General features: G+C 57.4%; 14 protein-coding genes. 8 read left to right on the top strand and 6 right to left on the bottom strand.

The window, feature by feature from the left end:
- Positions 1 to 29: 29 nt before the first annotated feature.
- From NE623_RS13735 to NE623_RS13710, 6 genes are read right to left on the bottom strand one after another with little or no spacing between them, the layout of a single operon-like run.
- A complete protein-coding gene (locus NE623_RS13735) occupies positions 30 to 1,547 on the bottom strand; it encodes a DUF4127 family protein (protein ID WP_256273344.1) in 1,518 nt (505 codons plus the stop codon).
- 15 nt (positions 1,548 to 1,562) lie between these two features.
- On the bottom strand, positions 1,563 to 2,765 hold the full coding sequence (locus tag NE623_RS13730; RefSeq protein WP_256273346.1) for an AGE family epimerase/isomerase: 1,203 nt from the start codon (positions 2,763 to 2,765) through the stop codon (positions 1,563 to 1,565).
- Between the two features lie 46 nt (positions 2,766 to 2,811).
- Positions 2,812 to 5,292 carry a glycoside hydrolase family 3 protein gene (locus NE623_RS13725; RefSeq protein WP_256273347.1) on the bottom strand — a complete coding sequence of 827 codons (2,481 nt, stop codon included), beginning with the start codon at positions 5,290 to 5,292 and terminating at the stop codon, positions 2,812 to 2,814.
- 22 nt (positions 5,293 to 5,314) lie between these two features.
- Positions 5,315 to 6,598, bottom strand: a complete 1,284-nt coding sequence (locus NE623_RS13720) for a Gfo/Idh/MocA family protein (RefSeq protein WP_256273348.1) — start codon at positions 6,596 to 6,598, stop codon at positions 5,315 to 5,317.
- Between the two features lie 28 nt (positions 6,599 to 6,626).
- Complete coding sequence (locus NE623_RS13715) at positions 6,627 to 8,495, bottom strand: beta-N-acetylhexosaminidase (RefSeq protein WP_256273349.1); 1,869 nt, start codon at positions 8,493 to 8,495, stop codon at positions 6,627 to 6,629.
- Positions 8,492 to 10,378 (bottom strand): hypothetical protein, encoded by a 1,887-nt coding sequence (locus tag NE623_RS13710; protein WP_256273350.1) that lies wholly within the window; start codon positions 10,376 to 10,378, stop codon positions 8,492 to 8,494. Before NE623_RS13710 ends, NE623_RS13715 begins: the two co-directional genes overlap by 4 nt.
- Positions 10,379 to 10,636: 258 nt before the next feature.
- Between NE623_RS13710 and NE623_RS13705 the strand changes: the two genes are divergently transcribed.
- The 8 genes from NE623_RS13705 to NE623_RS14795 all read left to right on the top strand — a co-directional run bounded on the left by NE623_RS13705 (position 10,637) and on the right by NE623_RS14795 (position 22,825).
- Complete coding sequence (locus NE623_RS13705; RefSeq protein ID WP_256273351.1) at positions 10,637 to 11,578, top strand: ABC transporter permease; 942 nt, start codon at positions 10,637 to 10,639, stop codon at positions 11,576 to 11,578.
- 29 nt (positions 11,579 to 11,607) lie between these two features.
- Positions 11,608 to 12,519 (top strand): carbohydrate ABC transporter permease, encoded by a 912-nt coding sequence (locus NE623_RS13700; RefSeq protein ID WP_256273352.1) that lies wholly within the window; start codon positions 11,608 to 11,610, stop codon positions 12,517 to 12,519.
- 49 nt (positions 12,520 to 12,568) lie between these two features.
- Positions 12,569 to 14,206 carry an extracellular solute-binding protein gene (locus NE623_RS13695; protein ID WP_256273354.1) on the top strand — a complete coding sequence of 546 codons (1,638 nt, stop codon included), beginning with the start codon at positions 12,569 to 12,571 and terminating at the stop codon, positions 14,204 to 14,206.
- Positions 14,207 to 14,471: 265 nt separating this feature from the next.
- Positions 14,472 to 16,562: a helix-turn-helix domain-containing protein gene (locus NE623_RS14950; RefSeq protein WP_256273355.1), complete on the top strand. Its 2,091-nt coding sequence runs from the start codon at positions 14,472 to 14,474 to the stop codon at positions 16,560 to 16,562.
- On the top strand, positions 16,552 to 17,526 hold the full coding sequence (locus tag NE623_RS13685) for a DUF4855 domain-containing protein (RefSeq protein ID WP_256276161.1): 975 nt from the start codon (positions 16,552 to 16,554) through the stop codon (positions 17,524 to 17,526). The genes NE623_RS14950 and NE623_RS13685 overlap by 11 nt, the downstream gene beginning before the upstream one ends.
- Before the next feature lie 3 nt (positions 17,527 to 17,529).
- Positions 17,530 to 18,642, top strand: a complete 1,113-nt coding sequence (locus tag NE623_RS13680) for an SGNH/GDSL hydrolase family protein (RefSeq protein WP_256273357.1) — start codon at positions 17,530 to 17,532, stop codon at positions 18,640 to 18,642.
- 40 nt (positions 18,643 to 18,682) lie between these two features.
- Positions 18,683 to 18,829: a hypothetical protein gene (locus tag NE623_RS13675; protein ID WP_256273358.1), complete on the top strand. Its 147-nt coding sequence runs from the start codon at positions 18,683 to 18,685 to the stop codon at positions 18,827 to 18,829.
- A gap of 135 nt (positions 18,830 to 18,964) precedes the next feature.
- A complete protein-coding gene (locus NE623_RS14795; RefSeq protein WP_305146177.1) occupies positions 18,965 to 22,825 on the top strand; it encodes a DUF4855 domain-containing protein in 3,861 nt (1,286 codons plus the stop codon).
- Positions 22,826 to 22,872 lie beyond the last annotated feature (47 nt).

The raw sequence follows: 22,872 nt of genomic DNA, 5'->3' as shown, positions 1-22,872 counted from the left end.
ATGCCGTCCGCTTGGGGGCTGATTTTCTTTTACATGCCCGCTTTGGAAGGTGCGGAGAGCTGGATGGAAAGCTCGATTTCAAACGGGCGATGCCAGGGAAAGGAAATTTGGCTGATTTCCACCTGTGCAGGGAGAGAAAGGCCTTTGGCCAGCCGGCACATCTGCCGTGTCACATATTTTGCAAGCAGCTGTTCCTGCCAGGAGCCGTCAAAAGAGAGCCCTTTTCGCTGCGCGTATGCAGCAACGTCCTGGCGCACCAGGCTCATATAAAGCCAATCCTCCAGAATCCGGTGGCAGGTGAACAGGGCACTTTGTGTGCTATCTTTGCCGCAGAGCATTCCCTGGGCGATGCAGCAGCCGGCAGCATTGGCCGCTGTGTTCCAGCCTGCATAGGCATAGAGCGTTTTCAACAGATTTTGCTGCTGCAAAAGGTCCATCCATTCCCGGTCGGCTCCGTTTGTGACAGCCAGGTCGGCCAGAATCACAGGCTTTTTGGCGGCCAGCGCCCGCAGATTGGCGGCGAGATCGGGCAGGCATCGTTCGCCAAAAGCAGAGTGAGGGGCGGGAGATTTGGCGTCGCCCATGGCGCTTTGCCCTTCGGTGGGGGCGTTGACAACAAGGATGTAGTCGGCTTCTTGCAGGGAAAAGCAGGTTCTGCCGCCGGCCGCGGCGACCAGCCATTTGAGGTTTTCGCCCAGCGGCCGGTCTTCAAAGCGGGGAATAACCATAGGTGCGCCGGCGCTGCTGTAACAGATGTGCACCGACGGGGTTATGCCGCGGCTGTGGTTGACCGCCCGTGCCAGCAGGATGCAGCCGGCCTCATCGGCGCCGGAGTAGCTGTATATGCGGCTGCCCAGCGCGTGGCTGCGGATAGCGGCGGCGAGCTGCTGCCGCTCTGCGGCGGCCCATCCCAGGAGAGCACAGTCGTCCAGGGGAATGGTGAGAAAATCCAATGCCCCCTGTTCCGCCAGAAAAATAGTTTGCAGATTCACCGCGTGGTTGGTGCTGCGCCGGCTGCAGAAATCGGAGAGGACGGAGCGCGGAATGCTCTGTTCCAGGCCGGAAAGCTCGGATTTTTCTTCGGCTGTGGCCAAATTGCGCTGGATTTTGTCCCGCAGCACTCCCACACGGAAGAGGGAGCTCCCGTGCTCGGCATAGTAGTCCGGCTCCTCGTCGGCAGAATTGTAGCAGGGCGCCCGCATGATAAGGCTGAAGGCAAAGAGCTTGACCTGGGGATATCGCGCGCGCAGATCGGCCAGAAGATGCAGGCGATCCAAACATTCCCGGGTGGTTTGATGGTGCAGCCGGGAAGGGACGATGCCGCCATATACGAGCATATCAATCGAGATCACCGCATAGTCACAGCAGGAAAAGTTTTTTTCCAGCCATTGCGCCAGCAGCAAAAACGGGGCAGGCCGCTTTTTGCTGCCCATCAGCTCTTTGGGAGGGAGCAGCAGCTGGACATCGGTGCATTTTTCGACCATTAACGCGGGATAGAGAAAGTTGCAGGGGCGCTCATCCAATGGCAGCAGCAGGATACGGGGCATAGCCAGTCCTCCTTTTTATGGAGCGAGAATCTCGTCGATGAGCTTGTCCGCCATGGAAAGGCTGCGGGGCACGTGGAACGGGCCCTTGAAGGTGCTTCCCTTGCAGGCAGGCAGCGTGGGTTTGCCGTCCCGGCGCAGGTATCCATACCACTCCCCGTATGCAGGGTCGGCGAAGTGGTCGCGGCAATAGGCGATGGTTTTGTAGAACCAGTCCAGATAGGTTTCGTCCCGGGTGTCGCGGTAGGCCATGAGGCTGGCGATGAGGATTTCGTTGTGGGGCCACCACAGCTTCATGTCGTGTTCATAGGCTTCGGGGGGCAGCCCCATGCAGTCAATGAAATAGAGCAGACCGCCGTATTCCTGGTCCCAGCCGGCGTTGATGGCAAAACGGAACACATCCTCGGCCTTCCGGTGCAGGTCCCGGCTGCCGATGCGGTTGGCTTCCTCCATCAAAAACCAGCTGCACTCGATATCGTGGCCCGGGTTGACGACGCGCCCCGCGGAAATGTCGCTTTGAAATTCTCCGTTCATCCCCACCGATTCCAGGGTGCAGTGCAGATCGGGTTTGTGGTGGTAGGCGAAGATGTCGTGGACGCACTGGGCGGAATACTGGTCGTAGAGAGCGGCCTGTTCCGGGTCTACACGGCGCAGAACGCTGGTCATGTTCAAAAAGATCATGGGGTCGGCCAGAGCGCGCCCCTTTCGGGTTTCGGGGATGGTTTTGGGGCCAAGGCCGGTGGGGTCGGGAGCGCCGTGGTTCAGATCGTATACCAGCTGATAGGCCCGGCGGGCCCGTTCCAGGCATTTTCTGTCGCCGGTAATGCCGTAGTATTCCGCATTGGCGATGGCATAAAATTCCTCGGAAAAGCAGTACCGGCGCTGGCGCAGGGGCTTTCCGTCTGCCGTCACGGTGAAGTACATCCGGTTTCCGGCACTGCGGTTGATGCAGTGGTCTTCCATAAAATCCAGACAGGACCGGGACGCTTCCAACCATTCCGGCCTGGTGCCGTACAGGCGGCACATGTGGGCAAAAATCCAGCCGCACCGTCCCTGCATCCAAACGCTTTTATCGGTGGAAAACACCTTGCCTTCCCGGGTCAGGCAGGTGTAGATGCCGCCGTGCTCGGGATCCATGCCGTTTTTGAGCCAAAAGTTCACAGAGGATTCAAGTTCGGTGCGAATCCAGCTTTGCCAGCTGCGCAGTTTTTCGGTATCCATTGTTGTAAAAACCTCCTTGTATGTGATTGCCGCCCTGGTTGTCTGGTCAGGGCGCTGTGGGGGCGGAGAGCCCCAGCGCCGTTTTGATGATCCGCCCGGCACAGCTGCGCAGCAGCCGGCGGTCCAGCCTGCCATCGCGGAGAGCGCACAGCAGCGCGCTGTACTCCCGCCGGCTGCCGGGCATCAACAGGTCGTTGCCGGCCTGGATGCAGCCCTCGGCGGTGCAGCGGCGGCTGGACGTGGTGTCCCAGTCGGTCATAAAGATGCCGGCAAAGCCCCATTCGCAGCGGGCGATGGCTGTGCAGAGGGCGGCACTGTTTGCCGCATGGACGCCGTTTACCAGATTGTAGCTGGTCATAATGGCACTGGGCTGGGCCGACTGTACGGCGATTTGAAAACCCCGCAGATAAATTTCGCGCAGAGCCCGTTCCGAAACCAGGCTGTTGGATTCCAGCCGTTCGGTCTCCTGGTTGTTGCAGGCAAAGTGCTTGAGGGTGACGCCGCAGCCCGGGCAGGACTGGACTCCCCGGGTGATGGCGGCCGCCATCTGGCCGGACAAAAGCGGGTCTTCGGAAAAATATTCAAAATTGCGGCCGCAGAGTGGGCTGCGGTGGATGTTCATGCCGGGCGCCAGCCAGAGGCTGACCCCAAACAGAGCCATTTCGTAGCCCATGGCGGCCCCCACTTCCTGCAAAAGGCAGGTGTTCCAGGATTGGGCCAGCATGGTTCCAATGGGAAATGCAGTGCAGTACTGGTAGTGCCGGGTGCCGCCCGGGTTGTACTCGCCGCGGGCCAGAAAGCCGTTTTCAAAGCACTGTTCCAAAGGCGGGATCAGCGGCTGCCCTTTTTGGGTGAAATAGCAGCTGGCCAGCCGCAGGCCGGCGGGCCCATCCGCCAGGACCAGAGAGGGAACCCGGATGTCCCCGCCGATTTCCTGGGTTTCGCCGGCAGACCCGGGCACGCTCACCCCGGCGGACCCCAGTTGGCTTTCGTCGTCTTTGTGCCATTGGCCCACACAGAGCCGCACCAGCGAATCATCATCCAGCTGCGAGGCGATTGCAAGGGCTTTTTCGGCGTTGGGGTCGGGGTGCGGACGAGAGCGGGCGGAGCCGAGCAGCAAGCCCGGGCGGACCGGCAGGATGGGCAGCCCCTGCTGCAGGAGTTCTTTTTCCAGAGAGCGGCGCTTTTCCAGGCAGTGCTTCATTCCGGGAGAAAACCAGTCCTGCGGTGCGTCCGGCCAGCAGAGCGAAACCTGTTCCAGTACCTCCCGCTGTTCCAGCTGTATGCCGCCAATCAGGCGGCAGCTCTGCAGCGAGTTTCCCAGCCAAAGGCCATAGGTTTTGGCGTCCAGTACCCAGCCGCCCGCCTGCGGATCAAAAGAGGCGAGAGCATCGGGAGAAAATTCCAGTGCAAGTGTCTGTTTCTGCCCGGGCGCCAGCAGGCCGGTTTTGGCAAAGGCGACCAGCCGGCGGTATTCTTTTGGCTGCAGGGCGCAGGGACAGGTGGCGTAGAGCTGCATCACCTCTTTTGCGCTCCAGCGGTCCCCGGTGTTTTGCACGGTGCAGTCCAGCACAAACCGGGGCCGGTTTCCCCGTTCCAGGCGCAGGCAGCCGGCCTGGATGGAAAACTGCGTGTAGGAAAGGCCATCTCCAAATCCAAATCGAACCGGTACGTCAAAGGTGTCAAAGTAGCGGTATCCCACAAAAATCCCCTCATGGTACCGAACGGTGCGTGGGTCAGGGGAAGGCTGCTGCATACAGGGGCAGTCCTGCAGCCGCAGCGGCCAGCAGTCGGTGAGCCGCCCGCTGGGGGACACGGCGCCGCGCAGCACGTCGGCCAGGGCGTTTCCGCCTTCCATGCCGGGCTGTGAGAGCAGCAGCACGGCATGGATCCGGGGCAGCTCGTCCAAAACCGAAAGGTCCACGATGCCGCCGGTGTTCAGCACCAGAATGACAGAGGGATAAAAGCTGCACAGACTGCGCAGGTCCTGCATTTCCCATTTCGAGAGCAGATAGTCGCCGGGCTCGTTTTTGCGGTCTGCCCCTTCTCCCGAGGACCGGCTCAATACATACAGTGCAGCATCGCAGGCCGCTTTGGCAGGCGCACAGGCGGGAGCCTGAAAGGGCGTGTTGACATACGCGGCAAAAAAGTGGGGCTGCTGGCCGGTTTCCAGCTGTTCCCAGACGCGGTCCCGCCATTTGCTGCGGGCCTGGCGATAGATGGTGTCACAGTGCTGCAGCCAGGCTTCGTTGGCGATCTGAAAGCCGGCGGCGTACAGGCCGTCGCGGATGGAAACGGTTTCCCGGGCGTTTACATCTCCCAATCCGGTCCCGCCCTTCAGGGTGTGCAGGGCGCCTGTGCCGTAGAGGGCAATGCGGCAGCCGGAGGGCAGAGGAAGCGTGTGGTTTTCGTTTTTCAAAAGGATGATGCCTTCCTCCGCAGCCCGGCGGGCAAGGGCGCGGTGCACTTCTTCGTAGGGGCGGGGGGAGCAATCGGTGCAGCGGGGCAGGTGACGAACACATGGCATGGGGAATACCTCCGGGGAAAAATCAGGTGCGGCGGGCAAACTGAAGCAGGTCGATGCAGGCGCCGCCCTCCAGCCGTGAACGCTCGGCAGCAAGCGCCATGATATGGCTGTCGATGGAAACGTCCACCGAGGTGAGCGAGGCGGGGTCTTCCCGCTGGAAAAGTGCGGCCAGGGCGTCCATCATCCGGTCATCGCCGCCGCCGTGCCCGGCAAAGCGGTCGGTGAGCTTGTCCAGCTCGATGATCTGCTCGGGCTGCCCAAAGCGGCGCAGCATCACGCGGTTGCGGAGCATGTCGATCTCCAGCTCTCCCAGCGAGCCCATGGCGCGCATGGTGCGGCAGCATTCCTGGGTGAAGGCGGTCACGGTGAAGGTGGCGCAGACGCCGTTGGCAAACTGCATGTTCACACACTGGTGGTCGGCCACATCGTTGTCACAGGCGTAGACACAGCGCCCGTAGGGCCCCTTTTCCAGAGCGGCGCGGATGCTGTCCGGCGTGGGCGTTTCGCTCAGCACCGAGCAGGGCCAGCCGGCATTGCCGCCGAGAATGCCGGTCTTTTCATTTTCCATGTAGATGCGCACAGCGCTGTACGGGCAGCGGGTGGATAGGGCACAGCGGGTGCAGCGGTCGTCCGCGCCTTCGGGGGCGCTTTCAGCGCGAAAAACAGACAGGCCGCCGTTGGAGGAGAGGGATATACAGGCGCTGCCGGCAAACCAGCGCAGCAGGTCCAGGTCGTGGCAGCTTTTTGCCAGAATCATGGGGCTGGAATCCTCCTCGCGGCGCCAGTTGCCCCGCACATAGCTGTGGGCAAAATGCCAGTAGGCCACATTTTCGATCAGATCCATGTGGATGAGCCGGCCGATCTCTCCGGATTCCAGCAGCCGTTTCACAGTGGAGAAAATCTGAGTGTAGCGCAGCACATGGGCCACGGTGACGATCCGGCCGCAGCGGTGCGCCGCTTGCTGCAGTGCCAGACATTCCTGCAAAAGGGGAGAGATGGGCTTTTCGAGCAGCAGGTGATACCCTTTTTCCAGGGCGGGAAGTGCCAGCCGCACATGGTCGCGGTCCTGGGTGGCGATGACAGCCACATCCCCCAGACGGGGCTGCTGCAGGAGGGATTCCATGGTTTCGTAGCACTGGCTGTCCGAAAGGCCCAGGTCCCGCTGCACATCCCGGCGGCGGATGGGGTTGGGTTCGGCGATGGCGGTCACCTGCATTTTGTCGGGGTTGCGCTTGGCATAGGAGGCGTATACCTCATATCCCCGCACACCCAGACCGCCGATGACGATTTTGATGGGAAGATCCATTATAATACCTCTTTCTTTTTTATATGCGTTATATGCGGCAGGCGGAGATGCATTCGCCCCAGGAATAGCAGCCCCGGAATTTGCCGTCGGCGTTGGTCAGGCAGCGCAGCTTGGGGCAGGCAAGGGTTTCGATCTCGTCGATCTCTCCCTGGTGCAGGCGCTGCATTTGGACTTCGGCGGTGCGAAATCGCCCGGTCAGGCCCGCCATGCGCAGATCGATCACCTCATAACCGAAAGGTTTGTTCACCGCTTCCCACAGCCTGCCCCAGGCGGCTCGGCAGCTCTCGCATTGCCGGGCACAGGCGTGGGCCAGGGCGGCCATTTGGGCGGCCTGGGGGCTTTGGCAGCGGGCGGCGGGAGCCTGAAGAAACCACTGGACCTTCAGCGCCAGCAAGCCGGCCAGCTGCTCGTAAAAGCGGTACATGGCCTCAAACCGCGGCTCCTGGCTGGTAAAGCCGTGGTACAGGCGCTGCAGCGATTCATACCGGCCCGAAAGGGCAAGGCCCTCGCAGTCGGCCTGAAACAGCGGCAGCAGCGGGTCCTGGTAAAGCAGAAATTTGGAGAAGTTTACGGGGTCGTCGGACACAGGGGCAAACAGGGCAGGCAGATCGAACTCGCCCAGACGGGAAAAAGCCTCGCAGGGCTCCCCCACGCAGCTTTCAAAGCGGCTGGCCAGGGCAGAGGGACTGGTGTCGCCGGTATAGGTGAATTCGGCGTACAGCTGCAAACCGTACAGAATGGCGGGCAGCGGGCATTCGGCGCCGTTGTCGCCCCAGGCGGTGGCCAGCACGGTGGAAATGTGGTGGTCACGCGCTTCTTCCAGGCCGGGAAGGCTGGCGCTGCGCATTTTTTCCACCGCGGGCACGGGCCCCACCCAGCTCCACAGGCCGCCGGCAAACAGAACCGGTGCGCCGAACTGCTCGTGAACGTCAAACAGCTTGCGATAGCTTGCCCGGTCCATGTGGTAGTAGTCCCAGTAAACCAGAGGAACATCCGGCAGAGCGGCGTCCAGAACGGGCTGGGGCAGCTGGTCGGGAACGTCGTAGTAGCCGCCGGTGGGCGAAGCGGCGCGCAGGTACATGTCGCTCCAGATCATCGGCGCGAAATTGTATTTTTGGGCAAGAGCCGCCACCCGGGAGAGGTGCCGGTTCATCAATTCCCAGGCGGGGACGATCCCGTTTTTGAAGCGGAAATTTCCCAGCCCCAAAGACCAGGCCTCGTCCATGCCGATGTGGATGCGCTGGGTGTGGAAACAGGCCCGCACAGCCTGGAACATCTGCTCGATGTAGGCATATACCTTTTCCTCCCCCACCATCAGGCAGTCTTCGGTGTCCCGCAGGTCGGGGTCATTCTGCGGCCAGTGCAGCGCCCGCTCCAGATGCGCCAGGGTCTGGATGCAGGGGATGAGCTCGATGCCCAGGTCCGCCGCATACCCGTCCAGTTCCCGCAGCTGCTGCTGGGTGTAGCGGCCCCGCAGATAGCCAAAATAGGGCTGCTGAGGGATTTCGTAGGTGTCCTCGGTGTACAGCATGGCTACCGACATGCCCATCAGGGCCATTTTGCGCAGCATCAGCTTCACCGTGTCGGGGGTCAGCACGGCATTGCGGGAACAGTCCAGCATTGCACCCACCTCGGCAAAGGCCGGCTGCTGCTTCCAGGCGAGGGACTGGCGGGACGGCTGTTTCAGATAGGACAAAGCGCGGAAAAACTCGGCGGGCACCCGGTATTCCACCTCCAGCGAGTTTTCTTCCAGCCGGAAGGCAAAGCGGCCGGCCCGGCGCGCGGTGACCGCAATGCCGCCTTCGCCCACGGCAAAACCTTCGGATTCACACAGATGCCCCAGGCCCGCCAAGAGTTCCTCCGGCAGGCTGGAGGGGGAAAGAACAACCAGTTTCATTTGTAAAACTCCTTTAATTTGTCTTTGAGAACTCCCTGCAGCAGGCCGGCACAAATTTCGGCCACGGTCCAGCCGCTTTCAACGGCCCAGGGCCCCCAGCCCACATCGTTGGGCAGACCGCAGACCTCCATTTGCTCCGCGTCAAAGCCCCGTGCCCAGGCGCCGTCGATCCGGGGGTCCTGGCTGTGGATCTGGGCTGTGGACAAAAATGCGGCGTGCCGGCAGAACAAATCGTAAAAATAGGCATCTTCCGTGACAAAATAGGCCTGCATCAGCCCCAGGGGAACCCAGTTGTTGCTGTATAAAAGGTCACACACCGGGTCGCCGTTGCGGGCCAGCAGGGAACATTCGCCGTTTTCCTGCTTGCTGCATGCGGCGGAGTAGTCGTCGTCCCATTCAAGGTAGGCGCCGGAGGGGTGTCGCATCTTTTCCAAATCCCGGGTCACGGTGTAGAGCATCTGCCGGTATTCCTGTTTGCCGGTGGCATAGTAGAGCCAGGCAAAGGGGAGAAGAAGCCGGCAGAGCTCCTCGGTTTGGCTCTGTTCCCGGATGGTTTTGGGATAGGCCTGCAGCAGCGCCTGCATGCCGGTTTCGCCCACGGCCAGGCAGCGGGCGTCCTTTTCCAGCTTGCCGTACAGCAGTAGGCAGGCCAGATAAAAGGCATTATAATGTGCGCAGGGGAAAGCTCCGTTCTGTCGGCTCAGCGCGGCAAAATCTTCCTCGGACATGTTCAGATTGTCGGTGCGGGCCGGCCGCAGGCCATCCGGCCCGGTGGTGTTCATCAAAAATTCCAGCGCCATCCGGCACTGGGGCAGATATTCCCGCCCCAGCCCGTACAGGGCTTTGAACAGGGTCACCAGCATGGCCCGGGCCATATCGTCCTGGTAGCACACCTCCCAGGCGATGTCGGTCCAGCGGAGCATGCCCTGAAAGCGGCCCGAGCGGATCTGCATTTTGTCGTAGACAAAAGCTTCCAGGTTTTGGGCCCGCTCCAGGCTGCGGGCGTCGCCGAATGCCAGAAAGTGCATCAGATAGGCCAGCGCCGCTTCGCCGCAGCAGTCAGTGCGGATGGAGGAGGCGGTTTTCTGGTGGCCGTCGGGGTAAATTTCGGTGCCCAGCCCTTCCAGCACGCCTCGTTTGCCCTCATCCACCAGAATGCCGGAACGGCTGAACCAGTCGATGCCGCTGGCGGCACAGTCGGCGGCGGAACGGGCAAAGCCGGTTTGGTACTGAGGCGGAAACTCCACCTCCTCCAGAACCGGCGCGCCGCACAGCCAGCCGATCAGCGAGCGCACCAGTCGGCTCCAGGCCGGCACCGGAGAGAATCGCGCCCGCAGAAAGTTGCACAGCCGGAAGGAGCAGACGGCGACGGCGGGGGTTTCCAGCCAGATGCCATATTGCTGGCAGTCGGTGCGCTCCTGTTGGCTGAGCGGCTGGCGGGCGTGTTCCGACAGCCCCTTTTTATACATTAAAATAGGTCTGGCCAGATTGTTGCGATAGTAGGGGGTGCAGCGCATATTGCATTGATCATCCAACAAAAGTCCATCTTCCAGGCCGGCGAATTCCGCGTCGGTGCACACCAGCCGGAGAAAGCGGGTGGAATCGGGAGATGCACAGTAGTTCTGGCAGAAACTCAGGGTGTATTCATACAGCACCCGTCTGCCGCTGTGCGAAAAATCCTCCACCACACTGCGGCATTCCGCCGGGAAAACCAGCGGTTCCTCCCGGGTGCCCCCCAGCACGCAGGCGCACTGGAAACCATCGAGGCAGTGGGGGGCGAGAGCGTTCGGGTGCAGGACTTCGACGGTAAGAGCCGGAGATTTCTGCAGCAGAGCGAGCAGGTCGCTGGGGCCGCAGGTGATGACGGCAACGGAAACAGACATAAGTTCCCTCTTTCTGGTCCGGGGACCGTTTAGTGTTAGTTATATTATAAAAGCACTATTTTGCAAGTCAATAAAAATCAAAAAATGTGCAAAATGAAAAAAATGTACGCAAAAATATTGCGAAAAGGAGTGCGGAAAAGGCTGCTGCAAAAGTTGCGCCCACGCTAAAAGTATTGTTTATTGCATTTCCGAAAGGGCCGGCGTACACTGAGATTGTTCAATCAAGCACATGAAGCAGGAAAGGCTGGTGGCAAGACCGTGCGAACTCCAAACGCAAAGACGGCACCCAAGAGAATCAATTATAAATTAAAAAGTCAGATACAGCTGTACGCCATTATGTCGCCGGTGCTGATTTTGATTTTCATCTTCTGCTATGTACCCATGTATGGCCTGCTGATCTCCTTCCAGGACTGGACACCCGGCATGCCCTTTATGGATTTCACCGGGCAGACCAAGTGGGTGGGGCTGAAACATTTTTCAACATTTGTACATGACCCGTATTTCTGGCGGCTCATCAAAAACACCCTGGTGCTCAGCGCCATGAACCTGGGCATCGCGTTTTGGATCCCGATCATTTTTTCGCTGCTGATCAATGAAGTGCGGCTGGTCAAGTTCAAAAAGTTTGCCCAGACGGCAAGCTACATGCCTTACTTCATTTCCAGCGTGGTGGTGGCCGGCATGGCGCTTTCCTTTTTGAGCAGCGACGGCATCATCAACAAATTCATCATGATGATGGGCGGCGAACCCTTCCTTTTGAATATGAAGCCGCAGTATTTCCCCATCGTGTACACAGTGATCAACATTTGGCGGAACTTCGGCTGGGGCAGCATCCTCTACCTGTCTTCCATGGCTTCCATCGACCCCACTCTCTACGAGGCGGCCAGTCTGGACGGCGCCAACCGGTGGCATAAAATCTGGCATGTTACCCTGCCAGCCATCAAACCCACCATTGTGGTCATGCTGATCATGGGCGTGGGCGGTATGCTGGGCGCGGATTCGGATATGATCCTGCTGCTGTACAATCCCGCAACCTACGAATACGCCGACGTCATCGGCACCTATCTGTACCGCTATGGCCTGATGGGCGGCAACTTCAGCTACGGCACAGCGGTTGGATTTATGATCTCGCTGATCAACTTCGGCATGGTTTATCTGGCCAACATGGTCTCCCGCAAGGTTGCCGATTATTCGCTGTGGTGATCCGCTGCGGATGGAAAGGAGAAGAAATTATGACTCAGATATTGGCGCGCAAGAAACACGGCATTCCAAATGGATCGCGGCTGGTGGATGTGCTGATCGTGATCGCGGTGGCAGTCATCTGCCTGTTCACCCTGTATCCCATGTACTATGTTTTCATCATGTCCATCAGCAAGCCCCAGGATGTGCTGGCGATGAACGTATCCTTTTGGCCCACGGGATTTGAACTGCAGGCCTATAAAAAAATCTTTACCGATTCCGATATGTGGCGTGCCTACGGAAATTCCATCCTGTATACAGTGTCCACCACGGTGCTGGTGATCATCACGAGCGTGATGGGTGCCTATCCGCTGTCGGTTCCGGAACTGCGGGGCAGAAAATATGTGGTTGCCTTTGTGCTGCTGCCCATGTACTTTGGCGGCGGATTGATCCCCACCTTTCTGCTCATGAGCAAGCTCAATCTCTACAACAATATTTTCGCCATCATTGTGCCGGCGTCTTTCAATATCTGGTACATCATTCTCACCCGCACCTATTTCACGGGGCTGCCCCGGGATATACGGGAATCGGCGTTCATAGACGGCGCCAGCAATTTTACAGTTCTGCGCCGCATCTATCTGCCCCTGGCAAAGCCCATTTTGGCGGTGGTGTCCATCTACTCCATCGTGACCATGTGGAACAACTGGTTTGCGGCGCAGGTCTATCTGCCGGATAAAAACCTGCATCCGCTGCAGCTGTACCTCAAGAGGGTGCTGGTGGCCCAGACTGTAGATCTCACCAAGCTCAACTCGGCGGATATCGAAAATGCCATGAATCAAATGCTCTCCGCAACGCAGATGCAGTATGCGATGATCATTTTCACCACCCTGCCAATCATCTTTACCTATCCCTTCTTCCAGAAATATTTCATCAAAGGTGTTATGCTCGGTTCTCTGAAAGGCTAAATGAGAGAAGAGCAAAAAAATAAAATCATGCACAAATAGGAGGAAAACAATGAAAAAAAGAAAAATGCTCTCCCTGTTTTTGGTGGGCTGCTTGGCTGCCGGTACTCTGGCCGGCTGCGGCGGAAAATCCAATTCTGGCGATTCCCAGAGCGGCAGCGACCAGGCTTCCAGTGATTTCAGCAAACTTAAGATCCTGGGCACCGAGGGCTGGGCTCCCTGCAACGACTGGAACGAGGTAGAGGAATACAGCGCCTATCAAATCCTGAAAAGCAAGCTGGACGATGCAAAGCTGGACATCGACTGGGAAGTGGTTGCCCCTGAGCAGTACTCGGTGATCCTGCAGACCCGGTTTGCCTCCGGCAAGGATCTGCCCGACATCGCCAAGGCCCATACCATGGACGACGCCGCCCTGATGGCTCTGGCGGAGCAGGGCCTGATCATCCCCATCAACGAGATCATCGACAAATATTCCCAGGGCCCTGCCAAGGAGGCTTTTGACAAAAAGTTCCCCACCATGCGTCCGCTCACCACTGCCGAGGACGGCAACATTTATTGGTTCTGCAATGTGTCGAGTAAGTACTACGGCGACAATACCGACCCCAACGGCAGCTTCTCCATGCTCTACCGCCGCGACTGGGCCGACAAGCTGGGGATTGCCGAACCCACCAATCTGGAAGAGTTTACCCAGATGCTGCGGGACTTCCGGGAAAAGGACGCCAATGGCAACGGCCAGCAGGATGAGATCATGTTCATCGATCCCTCCTCTTTCCGCACCAGCATCGCCCAGTGGTTTGATCTGCCCACCGATATGATCGCCCTGGATCCGGTGGAAAACAAGATGGTGAGCCCCTGGAACAGCCCCAATGTCAAGCCTTATTTTGAATACCTCAACAGCCTGGTGCAGGAAGGCATTCTGGACCCCTCTGTCGCCGGCAACTGGGAGCTGATGGCCCAGAAACGCGCCGAAAACAAGCTGGGATGCCTGTGGGACTACACCAATGCCATGTGGAACGAGCCCACCGTGGCGGAGATTGCCCCCGATGCGCTGTATGCGCCGCTGATGCCGCTGCCCGCCCTGGACGGCGTGGAGCCCGGCTCGATGTCTGAGCCCAGTTCCATGGTTTGGGAGCGCTATGTGGTCACCAAGGATTGCGAAGACCTGGAGGCCGTTGCCCGCCTGCTGGATATTGTGTATTCCGATGAGTACGCTGTGCTCACCGCCTTTGGCCAGGAAGGCGTCAACTTCACATACGAAGACGGCGTTATGACTCCCATTCCCGGTCTGACTGCGGATATGGCCCACGAGCAGCGCATCTCCGAAGGCGCCATGCTGTGGAACGGCGTTCTGCCCCGCGTGCAGGAAGTGGATATGCGCCAGCAGGTTGCCAATTGCGATGACTACAAGCGGCAGGTCACTTTGGACCTCATCGACTACGATCTGAAATATCCGGATCAGGTGAACAATTTCCTGGCTCTGCCCACCAAGGAAGAATCCGACAAGATCAATGCCCTGCTGCCCAATCTGCAAACCGCTTCCAAGGAGCTGGCCACCAAACTCACCCTGGGCCAGATCTCTGTGGACGACCTGGACAAGGAAGTGGAAAAGCTGGAAGAGCTGGGCCTGAGCGAACTGGTCGATATCTACCAGGCTCGCTATGAGCGCTACCTGGCCAATATGCCTTCCTGATGATAGAGCACGATAGATCAATGTAAATAGTCAAAGCCGTGCCGCAAAACGCGGCACGGCTATTGCACTTGAAGCTGGGCAGGTGTTTGCTGCGGAATGGATTGCAATTTGCCTATTTGTGATGTAATCTAGTAGCAAGCACGCTTGTTGGTAAAATATTGCGGCACAGAGGGAGAAAAACAGGATGCATCGTTTATACTGGCACTCAAAGGACTTTCAGCGCTATTTTTTTACATACATCGCTTTGTTTGTATGTGTTTTTCTTGTGGGGATTTCTATTTTTTCTGCCGCCATGCGGAAAGAACGCAAGGAAGCCAACGAAAAGTCCTTTTTAGCCGAGAGCCAGAAGGTGCGGGACGTCCTGGACGATATTTGGGAAGTGGGCAGCGAAGTGAGCAACGTGCTGCAAAATTCCATTTGGGTGCAGAAGTTCACTTCGGAGAGCAAGATTTTTGAAAATGAGTTCGGCCCGATGGAAAAACAGGATATTTCGGTCAATCTCACCGCTCTGTGCAGCCTCAACAGCGCTCTGCGGGATATCGCAGTGCTCTATCCGCAAAAAGATCTGGTGGTGACGTCCAGCGGGTGGTTTTCCGTTTCGGAGTACGAAAACTATTTGCAGCGAAAATTGCAGCTGCCTGCCAATCTCGTCACCGAGCATCTGCTGAATGTGCCGGGGTGCGAGGGCCCGCTCAAACCCAGCAATTTTGCTTTTCACAATGCGGACTATCTGGTCTATGTGCAGCAGCTGGATATTCTTACTCCGCCCCGGGCAATTGCCATAAGCTGCTTTGACAAGGCAGCCATGCAAAAGCTGCTTCAGCAGGTATGCGGCGAACAGGTGACCCAGCTGCTCGTAAAGGACTGGAACGGCCAGCCCATCTGGCAGGTGGATTTTCAGCAGACCTCTGCACCGACCCAAACATGCAGCACCAGCAGCCAGAGCATGCTGGTAACCTATGACCTCACCTGCGAGGATGCCCCCATTCCCTTTGCACAGAGCGCCTGGAACTATGTGCTGGTATTAGTGCTTGCCATGCTGGGCATTTTGGCCGCCTATGTGCTGGCCAGCATTCAGTACCGGCCTTTGGGGAACCTGATTCAAAAGATAAACAAAAAGGTCAAGGGCAAAAACGAACAGCAGGATATTGACACCCTGGCCACCTGCGTGGGCAGGCTGTACGACGACCACACCAATATGGAAAACACCATTGCGGCCTATCGGTATGCCCTGCGGGAGCAAACCAATGCGCAGCTGCTGCGCGGCTATTTCAACAGTGATCAGCAATCGGTTCCTTCCTCCTGCAATTACTGGTATGTTGTGGTGGTGTTCCGCCATCAGCCTGGCAATCCCGACAACGAAATCGAGGACACACGGATTCACCTGGAATTTTTGCTCACCTTGAAAAAATCGCTGCAAACCATCAAATGCGGCCAGAGCCACTGCGAACTGGTGGAAAATATTGATGAGTGCACCGCTGTGATTGCAGAATTTCCCTCTCTGCCGGACGAGGACATCGCAATGGAACTGGCGCAGCCGCTGTACGATGCGCTGATCGAAGAGGATATAGAATGCAGCGTGTTTGTGGCCCGCGCCCGCAGGGGCCTGACGGGAATCAGCGCGGCGTACCAGGAAATCAAAGAGAGCATGCGGGAAAAGAAGGGAATTTGCGGCATCCAGTTTGCCAGCCCCAACATGGAGTATTACTACCCGCTGGATTGGGAAACGCAGCTGGTGCGTGCCATCCGGGAGGGCAGCGAAAAAAGAGCGCAGGCGATCCTGCAGCAGCTGTACGAGGAAAATCAGCGCCTTGGGCTGAGCTATACGCTCATCTGCCGGGTTGCCACCCTTTTGTACGAAACCATGCGGCGGATTATTTTGGAAGAAAAGCTGCCGGTGCAGATGTTTTTGAAAATGGAGGAACCGCAGCATGGCATGACGCTGGAGCAGGCGTTTGACCGCGCAAGAAACACCGTCAACACGCTCTGTGAGCAGATCATGCAGAAAAAGCAGCAGGTGGCCACCAACGTGAACCGCTCGCTGGTGAGCTATGTAAACGAGCATCTGCACGACCCCGATCTGTCGCTGAATTTGCTGAGCGACCATTTTGGCGTGTCCAATGCCAGCGTTTCCCGCATCTTCAAAAATACGGTGGGACAAAATTTCTACAACTATATCACAGAAAAGCGGATGGCAAAAGCCAAGGAACTGCTGGTGCTGAAGGGATACTGTCCCCGGGAAATTGCCACAGAAATAGGGTACGACAACGAGTATTCCTTCAAGCGTGCTTTCCAGCGCACCTACGGCATCACGCCCCGCGACTTTTTGGAAAAGGAAGGGAAAAATGCAAGGTGAATATTGCACATCCGGACAGAATACAGGCGGAATCCGGAATCTGGTATTGATTTATAATGGGTATTACGACCGGCAGCAGGGAGATTGGAGCGCACAAGAGCTGCTGCCCTATCTGCTGTATCAAAAACGAAATGCCGGTTTTGGCGAGCCCTTTTTCGATGGATTTCTCTTTTTGGGGCTTTTGTCCTGCACAGGCAACCAGCTGTTTGAGGCGGTGGACCCCGCCAAGGCGGCCACCTGGGAGGATTTTGAGTGGTATCTGAACAAAACGCTGCGGCCGCAGGGGGACCTGTGTGCGCTGCACGAGGCGGTGCTGCAGGCCAGAAAACTCAGCCGGCGGCCCCAGCTGCAGGCGCGGCTGGTGCTGACCATTCCCTTTCCCTCCCGGCAGACCTTTGGCGGACCGGAAAGCCAGAAAGCGGCCATTGACCGGTATATGGACCGCATGGCGGAGCTGTACCGCCCCTTTGAGCAGCTGGACACGCTGCGGTTGTGCGGCCTGTACTGGCTGCATGAGGATGCTTCCCAGACAGAACTGATTGACTATGCAGGCCGAAAAGCCAGAGAGCGCGGACTTGCCTTTTTGTGGATTCCCTACTACCGGGCTTTGGGGTTTGACCGCTGGCAGGCAATGGGATTTGATGCGGCCATCCTGCAGCCAAACCACTACTTTAATGGAACGCAGCCGGTGCAGATTCAAAATGCAGCGGAACTCGCCGCCCAAAACCACATGGGGCTGGAATTGGAGTTTGACGAGCGCGCTTTTGACGACGAAAATTTTTACCGGCGTTATCTGGATTATCTGAAAGGCGCACAGCGGTTTGGGTTCAGTGGATCCCAGGTGTTCAAGGGATATTACCAGGATGTGAAGGCCATATACAACGCGGCGAACAGGGGCGGCGCCCGCGGCCGTGAGCTCTATGAAAAAACTTTCGAGGTTGCAACAGGGCATAAAGGAGAGTAAAGCATGGCGGACGCAGCTGATTTTGACCGGCAGATGGCGGCGCAGAATGCCCGGGGGGAAGAAATCCTATGGCACGAAGTTCCCAACGAAAACATTCTGGTGGAAGGTTTGGGCTTTTTTGCAGAGGAAAGGCGATGGAACCGCCTCCCCCAATCTCTTTCCGGTATGCTGCAGGCCCAGCGGCCGGCGCTGATCGAATTGTCTTCTCACATGGCGGGTGCCTGCCTGCGCTTTCGGACTGACAGCCGGGCAGTGTGGGTAAAGGCGGCGGTAAACGCGGCTCCCTATATGGCGCATATGACTCCGGCGGCCCAGTGCGGGTGCGACTGCTATTTGAGGGCTTTGCCCGACATGGCCTGGCAGTTTGCAGGGCTGACAAAGTTTTCGCCGCAGGAGGACTCCTTTTGCTGCGAACTGGCGCGGGACCTTCCGCCGCACACCGAGGTGCTGGTGTATCTGCCGCTGTATATTGGCATTCGGTCGATTGCAATCGGCCTGGAAAAAGGGGCGCAGATGCAGCCGGCATTGCCCCGCAAACATCGCAGGACCATCGCCTTTTATGGCACTTCCATCACCCAGGGAGGTTGTGCCTCCCGGCCGGGTATGGCGTATCCGGCCATTTTGTCCCGGGAACTGGACCGGGAAGTGTACAATTTGGGGTTTTCGGGCAATGGCGTGGGAATGTCAGGTCTGGCTTCCTGCTTTTGCAGCCTGCCCCGGCTGGGGGCGCTGGTGGTGGACATCCAGCCCAACGCGGGCCCCCAGGGGCTGCTGGAAACCAACCTGCCAGCCTTTCTGGATGCGGTGCGCGGCTGTGCGCCGCAGCTGCCGGTTTTGGTGCTTTCGGCAAGCTGGCAGACAAAATGCGGCTGGAACAGCACCGAAGCGGAACAGTTTGCGCGGGAAGAGTGTTTTCAGCAGCAGGAGGTGGAACGCCGGAAATCCCGGGGAGATAGCTTTATCTGGTTTGCATCGGCACGGGATATGTTGGAAACGGTTGCAAAGGAAACCACCGTGGACGGCGTCCATTTGACCGATCTGGGCTTTTGGCTGCTGGCTCAAAAACTGCGGCCGCTGCTGTGCCGGATGCTGGAACAAGGACAGACAAACGAATAAAAACCATATAAGAAACACCCCGCAGGGGAAAAGCTGCCCAATGGCTTTTCTGCTGCGGGGTGCTTTTTGTAAAAAGCGGCCAAGAAAAATTTTTGCTGGCTCTGCCGGTGAAAAAAGTGTGGAAAACAGGGCGGGCAAAGGCCCTGTTTTTCTCGTTTTACCGGCAAAAATATTGCTGCGCATTTGAAAATTTTGTTTATTGCAACGTTGAAATCCGGTTCCTATAATGGGAATCAAATGCATGTGTCCTGTCTGCGCTGCTCCTGGAAAGGAATGCGGCTGGACGATCGGAAAATTTCAAAAAGAAAAAGGAGATGCAACCATGAAAAGCAACAAGCGAATGCAGGCGCTGCTGAGTACGGCGATGTGCGCGGCGATTCTGTTTTCCAATGCCGCCGCCGTATTTGCGGCCGAAGTTCCTCCCTTGCCGCGGAAGGAAGGCGAAAACCCTCTGGCGGAACAGTCGCCGGTCAACTTGCTCCGGCAGCCAGGCGCGGCGTCCTCCTACCAATACGGCGAGGATGCTCTGTATAATATGTCCAATTTTGACCTTTTGGGCAGTGATGTCAGTTCTCTGGACCTCGATTGCCAAAAGCTCACCGACGGCGTCAAGAGCAGCGCCGGTTCCATTGATTTTGACAGCGTAGTCAATTTTTATTCCAATTCCGCTTTCAACAATGCGGAAAATGGGGCAAAGTTCTCCAATCAGAACACGGTGGATTTTGACCTTGGCCAGCCGAAAACCATTGTGGAAGTAAATGCATACAGCTCGGCCGGGCTCACCGGCCGCTACGCCGGTTCGCTGGGCCATATCGGCAAATACAGCGTCTATGTGTCGGCAGACAAAAACCAGTGGACCTGCGTTTTGGATGGGAAAAACTGCGGAGAAGACATTTCGGAGCAGACTGGCGCCTATGTGGCCCGGTATGCGGTTTCCGCGGACAAGGTGCCGGGGCACCCCGATGCCACCGGAATCTACGCGCAGTATGTGCGGATTGTGTTTGAAACAAATGCGCTGTGGGGCAATTATTCCTTCCTCACAGCGGAAGAAGTGGAGATTCTGGGGCAGGATGGCAAGGCCCAGGGCGCCTTTGAGCCCGCCGGCGAACAAGAACCTCCCGCCGCTGAGAATCTGGCGCGGACCGCCTCCTACACCTACTCGCCTTCCACCGAAAAACATGTGTTGACGGCGGAGAATGACCCGGCATATTCGTCGGATGCCGACTGCAAAAAGATGAACGACGGCGTTCGGGGAGATGCCACCGGGGCGGATATGACCAATTGGACGGTCTTTGAACCCATTCCCTGGATGAATCCCGACAACGCTTCCAACTACAACAACGATCCCCTGTGCGCCATTTTTGACCTGGGCGCGCAGAAATCCATCACCGGGGTATCCACCGCTTCGCTGGTTACCCAGCAAATCAAGCAGAGTGCCAACCTTCAGATCTATGTTTCCAACGACAAGCTGGACTGGTTTGAGGTTTCCAAAAAGAACGGCTACGACCAGCAGGAGCCTGTGAACGGGGTGGTGGAACTGTCCTGGGATGCGGCTACGGACAAGGTGAAGGATCATGCCGATGCCACCGCGGTATATGCCCGGTATGTGAAGGTCGTCTTTTCTTCGGTTTCTCCCGATGCGCCCAGCCAGCAGGTGGCGTTGGACGAAATTGAAATCCTGGGCAGCAGCGACCGGATGGAGGGCGCCTATGAGCCCAAAGCCGAGGAGATAACCGGCGACACCGATCCTCATTATCCCGACAACCTGGCCTATCGGAAGTCTTATGAGGTGCTCAATGCCAGCGCGGCGGGGGACAGCTCCTACCCTGACCCCAAAAAGACCAAGCTGACCGACGGCGTGGAGGCCACTGCGGATTATCTGGATGCCCCCTGGACCGCCTATTCGGCAGGCGCCTACCGCGAGTTTGTCATTGATTTGGGCGAAATCTGCTCCGTTTCCGAAGTGGAGTTCAACAATCTCAGCAACGACGGCATTGCGGCCAAGATGCCCGGGTCGGTTGATGTTTCTTTTTCCAAGGATAATGCCAGCTGGTCCACTTTGAAAAATGCGTTTCTGATTCCCGAGCGTCCCACCGAGGTTGCCAAGGTGCTTTACAACTGGAAGGCGGCGGACGACCCCTATGTGCCCAAAGCGGACGGACAGGCCACCGCAAAGGTGGAGGCCCGGTATGTGAAACTGCACGTTCCCATGCAGAACTGGTGCTTTATCGACGAGATCCGTGTGCTGGGCGAAAAGGGCGTGACCGACGATGCTGTCAGCCTGCCCATCGACGGCGAAATCGTGAAAACCTATATGCAGAAAGGCCCTCATACCGCCGGCATCGGCAATCTGGTGCTGCTCTATAACGGCTATTATGAAGATGGCTCCGGCAACTGGACGGCGGAAAACTGCATGCCCTATCTGGTCCATGAAGATCTCAAAACCGGAGAACTCGACACAATGTTTGACGGCGTTTTGCTGCTTGCCCTTCGCACGGAAGGCGGCGAACACACCTTCCAGGGCCCCTCTTCTGCAGCCGAAGCTGCGACTGTGGACGATTTTATCTGGTATCTGGAAAAAACTCTGGGCAAAAACGGAGATGTTGCCCAGCTGAACCAGGCTGCCAAGATGGCCGGAGAAAAATTGGGCGATCCCGACTACAAGCTGAAGGTCGTTTTGAACATTCCCGGAACCAGCGAAAAGCAGGTGGATTTTGGCGCACTGCCCGGAACCACCAAGTCGCTGAGCTTCTCGCCCGACATCAACCCCGACGGCTATATGGACGACCAGGTCGCCGCTATCAACTGGTACAACCAGGAATTGCTGCGGATGTGGGATGAAGGCAGCTTTGAATATCTGGAGCTGGCCGGCATCTATCTGGTGGAAGAAGGCATCAGCAAAATGACGCCGGTTTTGCAGTCGGTTGCGGATTTTGCCCATGGCAATGATCTCAAATACTTCTGGATTCCCTATATGAATGCTCCCGGATACAGCCAGTGGAAGCGGTGGGGATTTGACGCAGTGGCCTATCAGCCCAACTATATGTTCTCGTCGGACTCCACCACCGAGCGCCTGCAGAATGCCGCGCAGGCTGCCATTGAATACGGTATGGGCATCGAGCTGGAACTGGCGGGGCTCAACGAAGCCGGTGTCATTTCTCCCGATCGTTTCAACCGGTATATGGACTATCTGGAAGCCGGTGTGGACTATGGCTTTGATGGCGACAAGGCATATAAAGCCTATTATCAGGATACTTGCGCTTTGCTTTATGCCGCAAACAGCAATACCCCCAAAGTGCGCTATATCTACGACGCCACCTATCAGTTCATCAAGGGAACCTATGAAAAGGGGTATCTCCAGTACCTCAGCGAGGAAACCATCACACTGAATGATGTTTCGGATATTGGCACTGCCCTGGAAGCGATTGCAAAGAAGCTGGAAGCAGCATCGGAACAGGAAGAAATCCAGTATTTGGAAGGCCAAAAGGCCAAGCTGGAAAAGCTGCGGGACTATATCATGGCGATTCGGGAGGATATTGCCCAGTTGGTGGCCAGCTTTGAAGGGGTGACAGCCGACAATATCACAGAAGAACAGAAGATAGAGCTGAAAGAGGTGGTTGCCCGGATTCAGAACTATCTCAGCGGCCAGAACCTCACTTCGGCCCAGCGCTCCACCCTCACTAAAAAGCTGCAGCAGCTGTATGCGCTGGATGAGTCTGCGTTCAAGCAGTATACCATCACCATTGCCAAGATGACCAATGGCAGGATTGAAGCAGATCAGCAAAAAGCAATCGAAGGAACTACGGTCACTCTCACCGTCACTCCCGATTCCAATTATAAGCTCAAGGAGGGCAGCCTGCTGGTCAACGGCAAGGCGATTTCCGGTACCAGCTTTGTGATGCCGGCGGAAGATGTGACGATTACAGCGGAATTTGTGTCCACGGTTGTTTCGCCTGTGCCCACGCCCACTCCCACCCCCACCCCGGCTCCCTCTGCGCCAAACACAGCGCCGGTTCCCAACCAGCCGGCCCCCACCCCGGCAAGCACTTCAAAGCCGTCCACCATAACGGCAATGCCGCAAACGGGCGATACCTCCAATCCCACGCTGTACGTCGTGCTTCTGGTGGCATCTCTGCTCGGACTTGCAGTTGTATTTGTCTGCAAGAAAAGAAATGATAAGTAATCGGTTATAAAGACAATTACAGATTGTTTTTGGCCCGACAGCCACAA

It is taken from the genome of Gemmiger formicilis (genome assembly GCF_024462815.1).
In the GTDB taxonomy this organism is placed as follows: domain Bacteria; phylum Bacillota; class Clostridia; order Oscillospirales; family Ruminococcaceae; genus Gemmiger.
The sequence above is the reverse complement of the archived record's forward strand: the minus strand, read 5'-3'. Positions and strand labels throughout refer to the sequence as shown.

Excerpts from the sequence above, each read along its gene's own strand:
- NE623_RS13730 (WP_256273346.1), bottom strand. The coding sequence starts at position 2,765 with ATGGATACCGAAAAACTGCGCAGCTGGCAAAGCTGGATTCGCACCGAA.
- NE623_RS13735 (WP_256273344.1), bottom strand. The coding sequence starts at position 1,547 with ATGCCCCGTATCCTGCTGCTGCCATTGGATGAGCGCCCCTGCAACTTT.
- NE623_RS13710 (WP_256273350.1), bottom strand. The coding sequence starts at position 10,378 with ATGTCTGTTTCCGTTGCCGTCATCACCTGCGGCCCCAGCGACCTGCTC.
- NE623_RS13720 (WP_256273348.1), bottom strand. The coding sequence starts at position 6,598 with ATGGATCTTCCCATCAAAATCGTCATCGGCGGTCTGGGTGTGCGGGGA.
- NE623_RS13715 (WP_256273349.1), bottom strand. The coding sequence starts at position 8,495 with ATGAAACTGGTTGTTCTTTCCCCCTCCAGCCTGCCGGAGGAACTCTTG.
- NE623_RS14795 (WP_305146177.1), top strand. The coding sequence starts at position 18,965 with ATGAAAAGCAACAAGCGAATGCAGGCGCTGCTGAGTACGGCGATGTGC.
- NE623_RS13680 (WP_256273357.1), top strand. The coding sequence starts at position 17,530 with ATGGCGGACGCAGCTGATTTTGACCGGCAGATGGCGGCGCAGAATGCC.
- NE623_RS13675 (WP_256273358.1), top strand. The coding sequence starts at position 18,683 with ATGGCTTTTCTGCTGCGGGGTGCTTTTTGTAAAAAGCGGCCAAGAAAA.
- NE623_RS13725 (WP_256273347.1), bottom strand. The coding sequence starts at position 5,292 with ATGCCATGTGTTCGTCACCTGCCCCGCTGCACCGATTGCTCCCCCCGC.
- NE623_RS13695 (WP_256273354.1), top strand. The coding sequence starts at position 12,569 with ATGAAAAAAAGAAAAATGCTCTCCCTGTTTTTGGTGGGCTGCTTGGCT.
- NE623_RS13700 (WP_256273352.1), top strand. The coding sequence starts at position 11,608 with ATGACTCAGATATTGGCGCGCAAGAAACACGGCATTCCAAATGGATCG.
- NE623_RS13685 (WP_256276161.1), top strand. The coding sequence starts at position 16,552 with ATGCAAGGTGAATATTGCACATCCGGACAGAATACAGGCGGAATCCGG.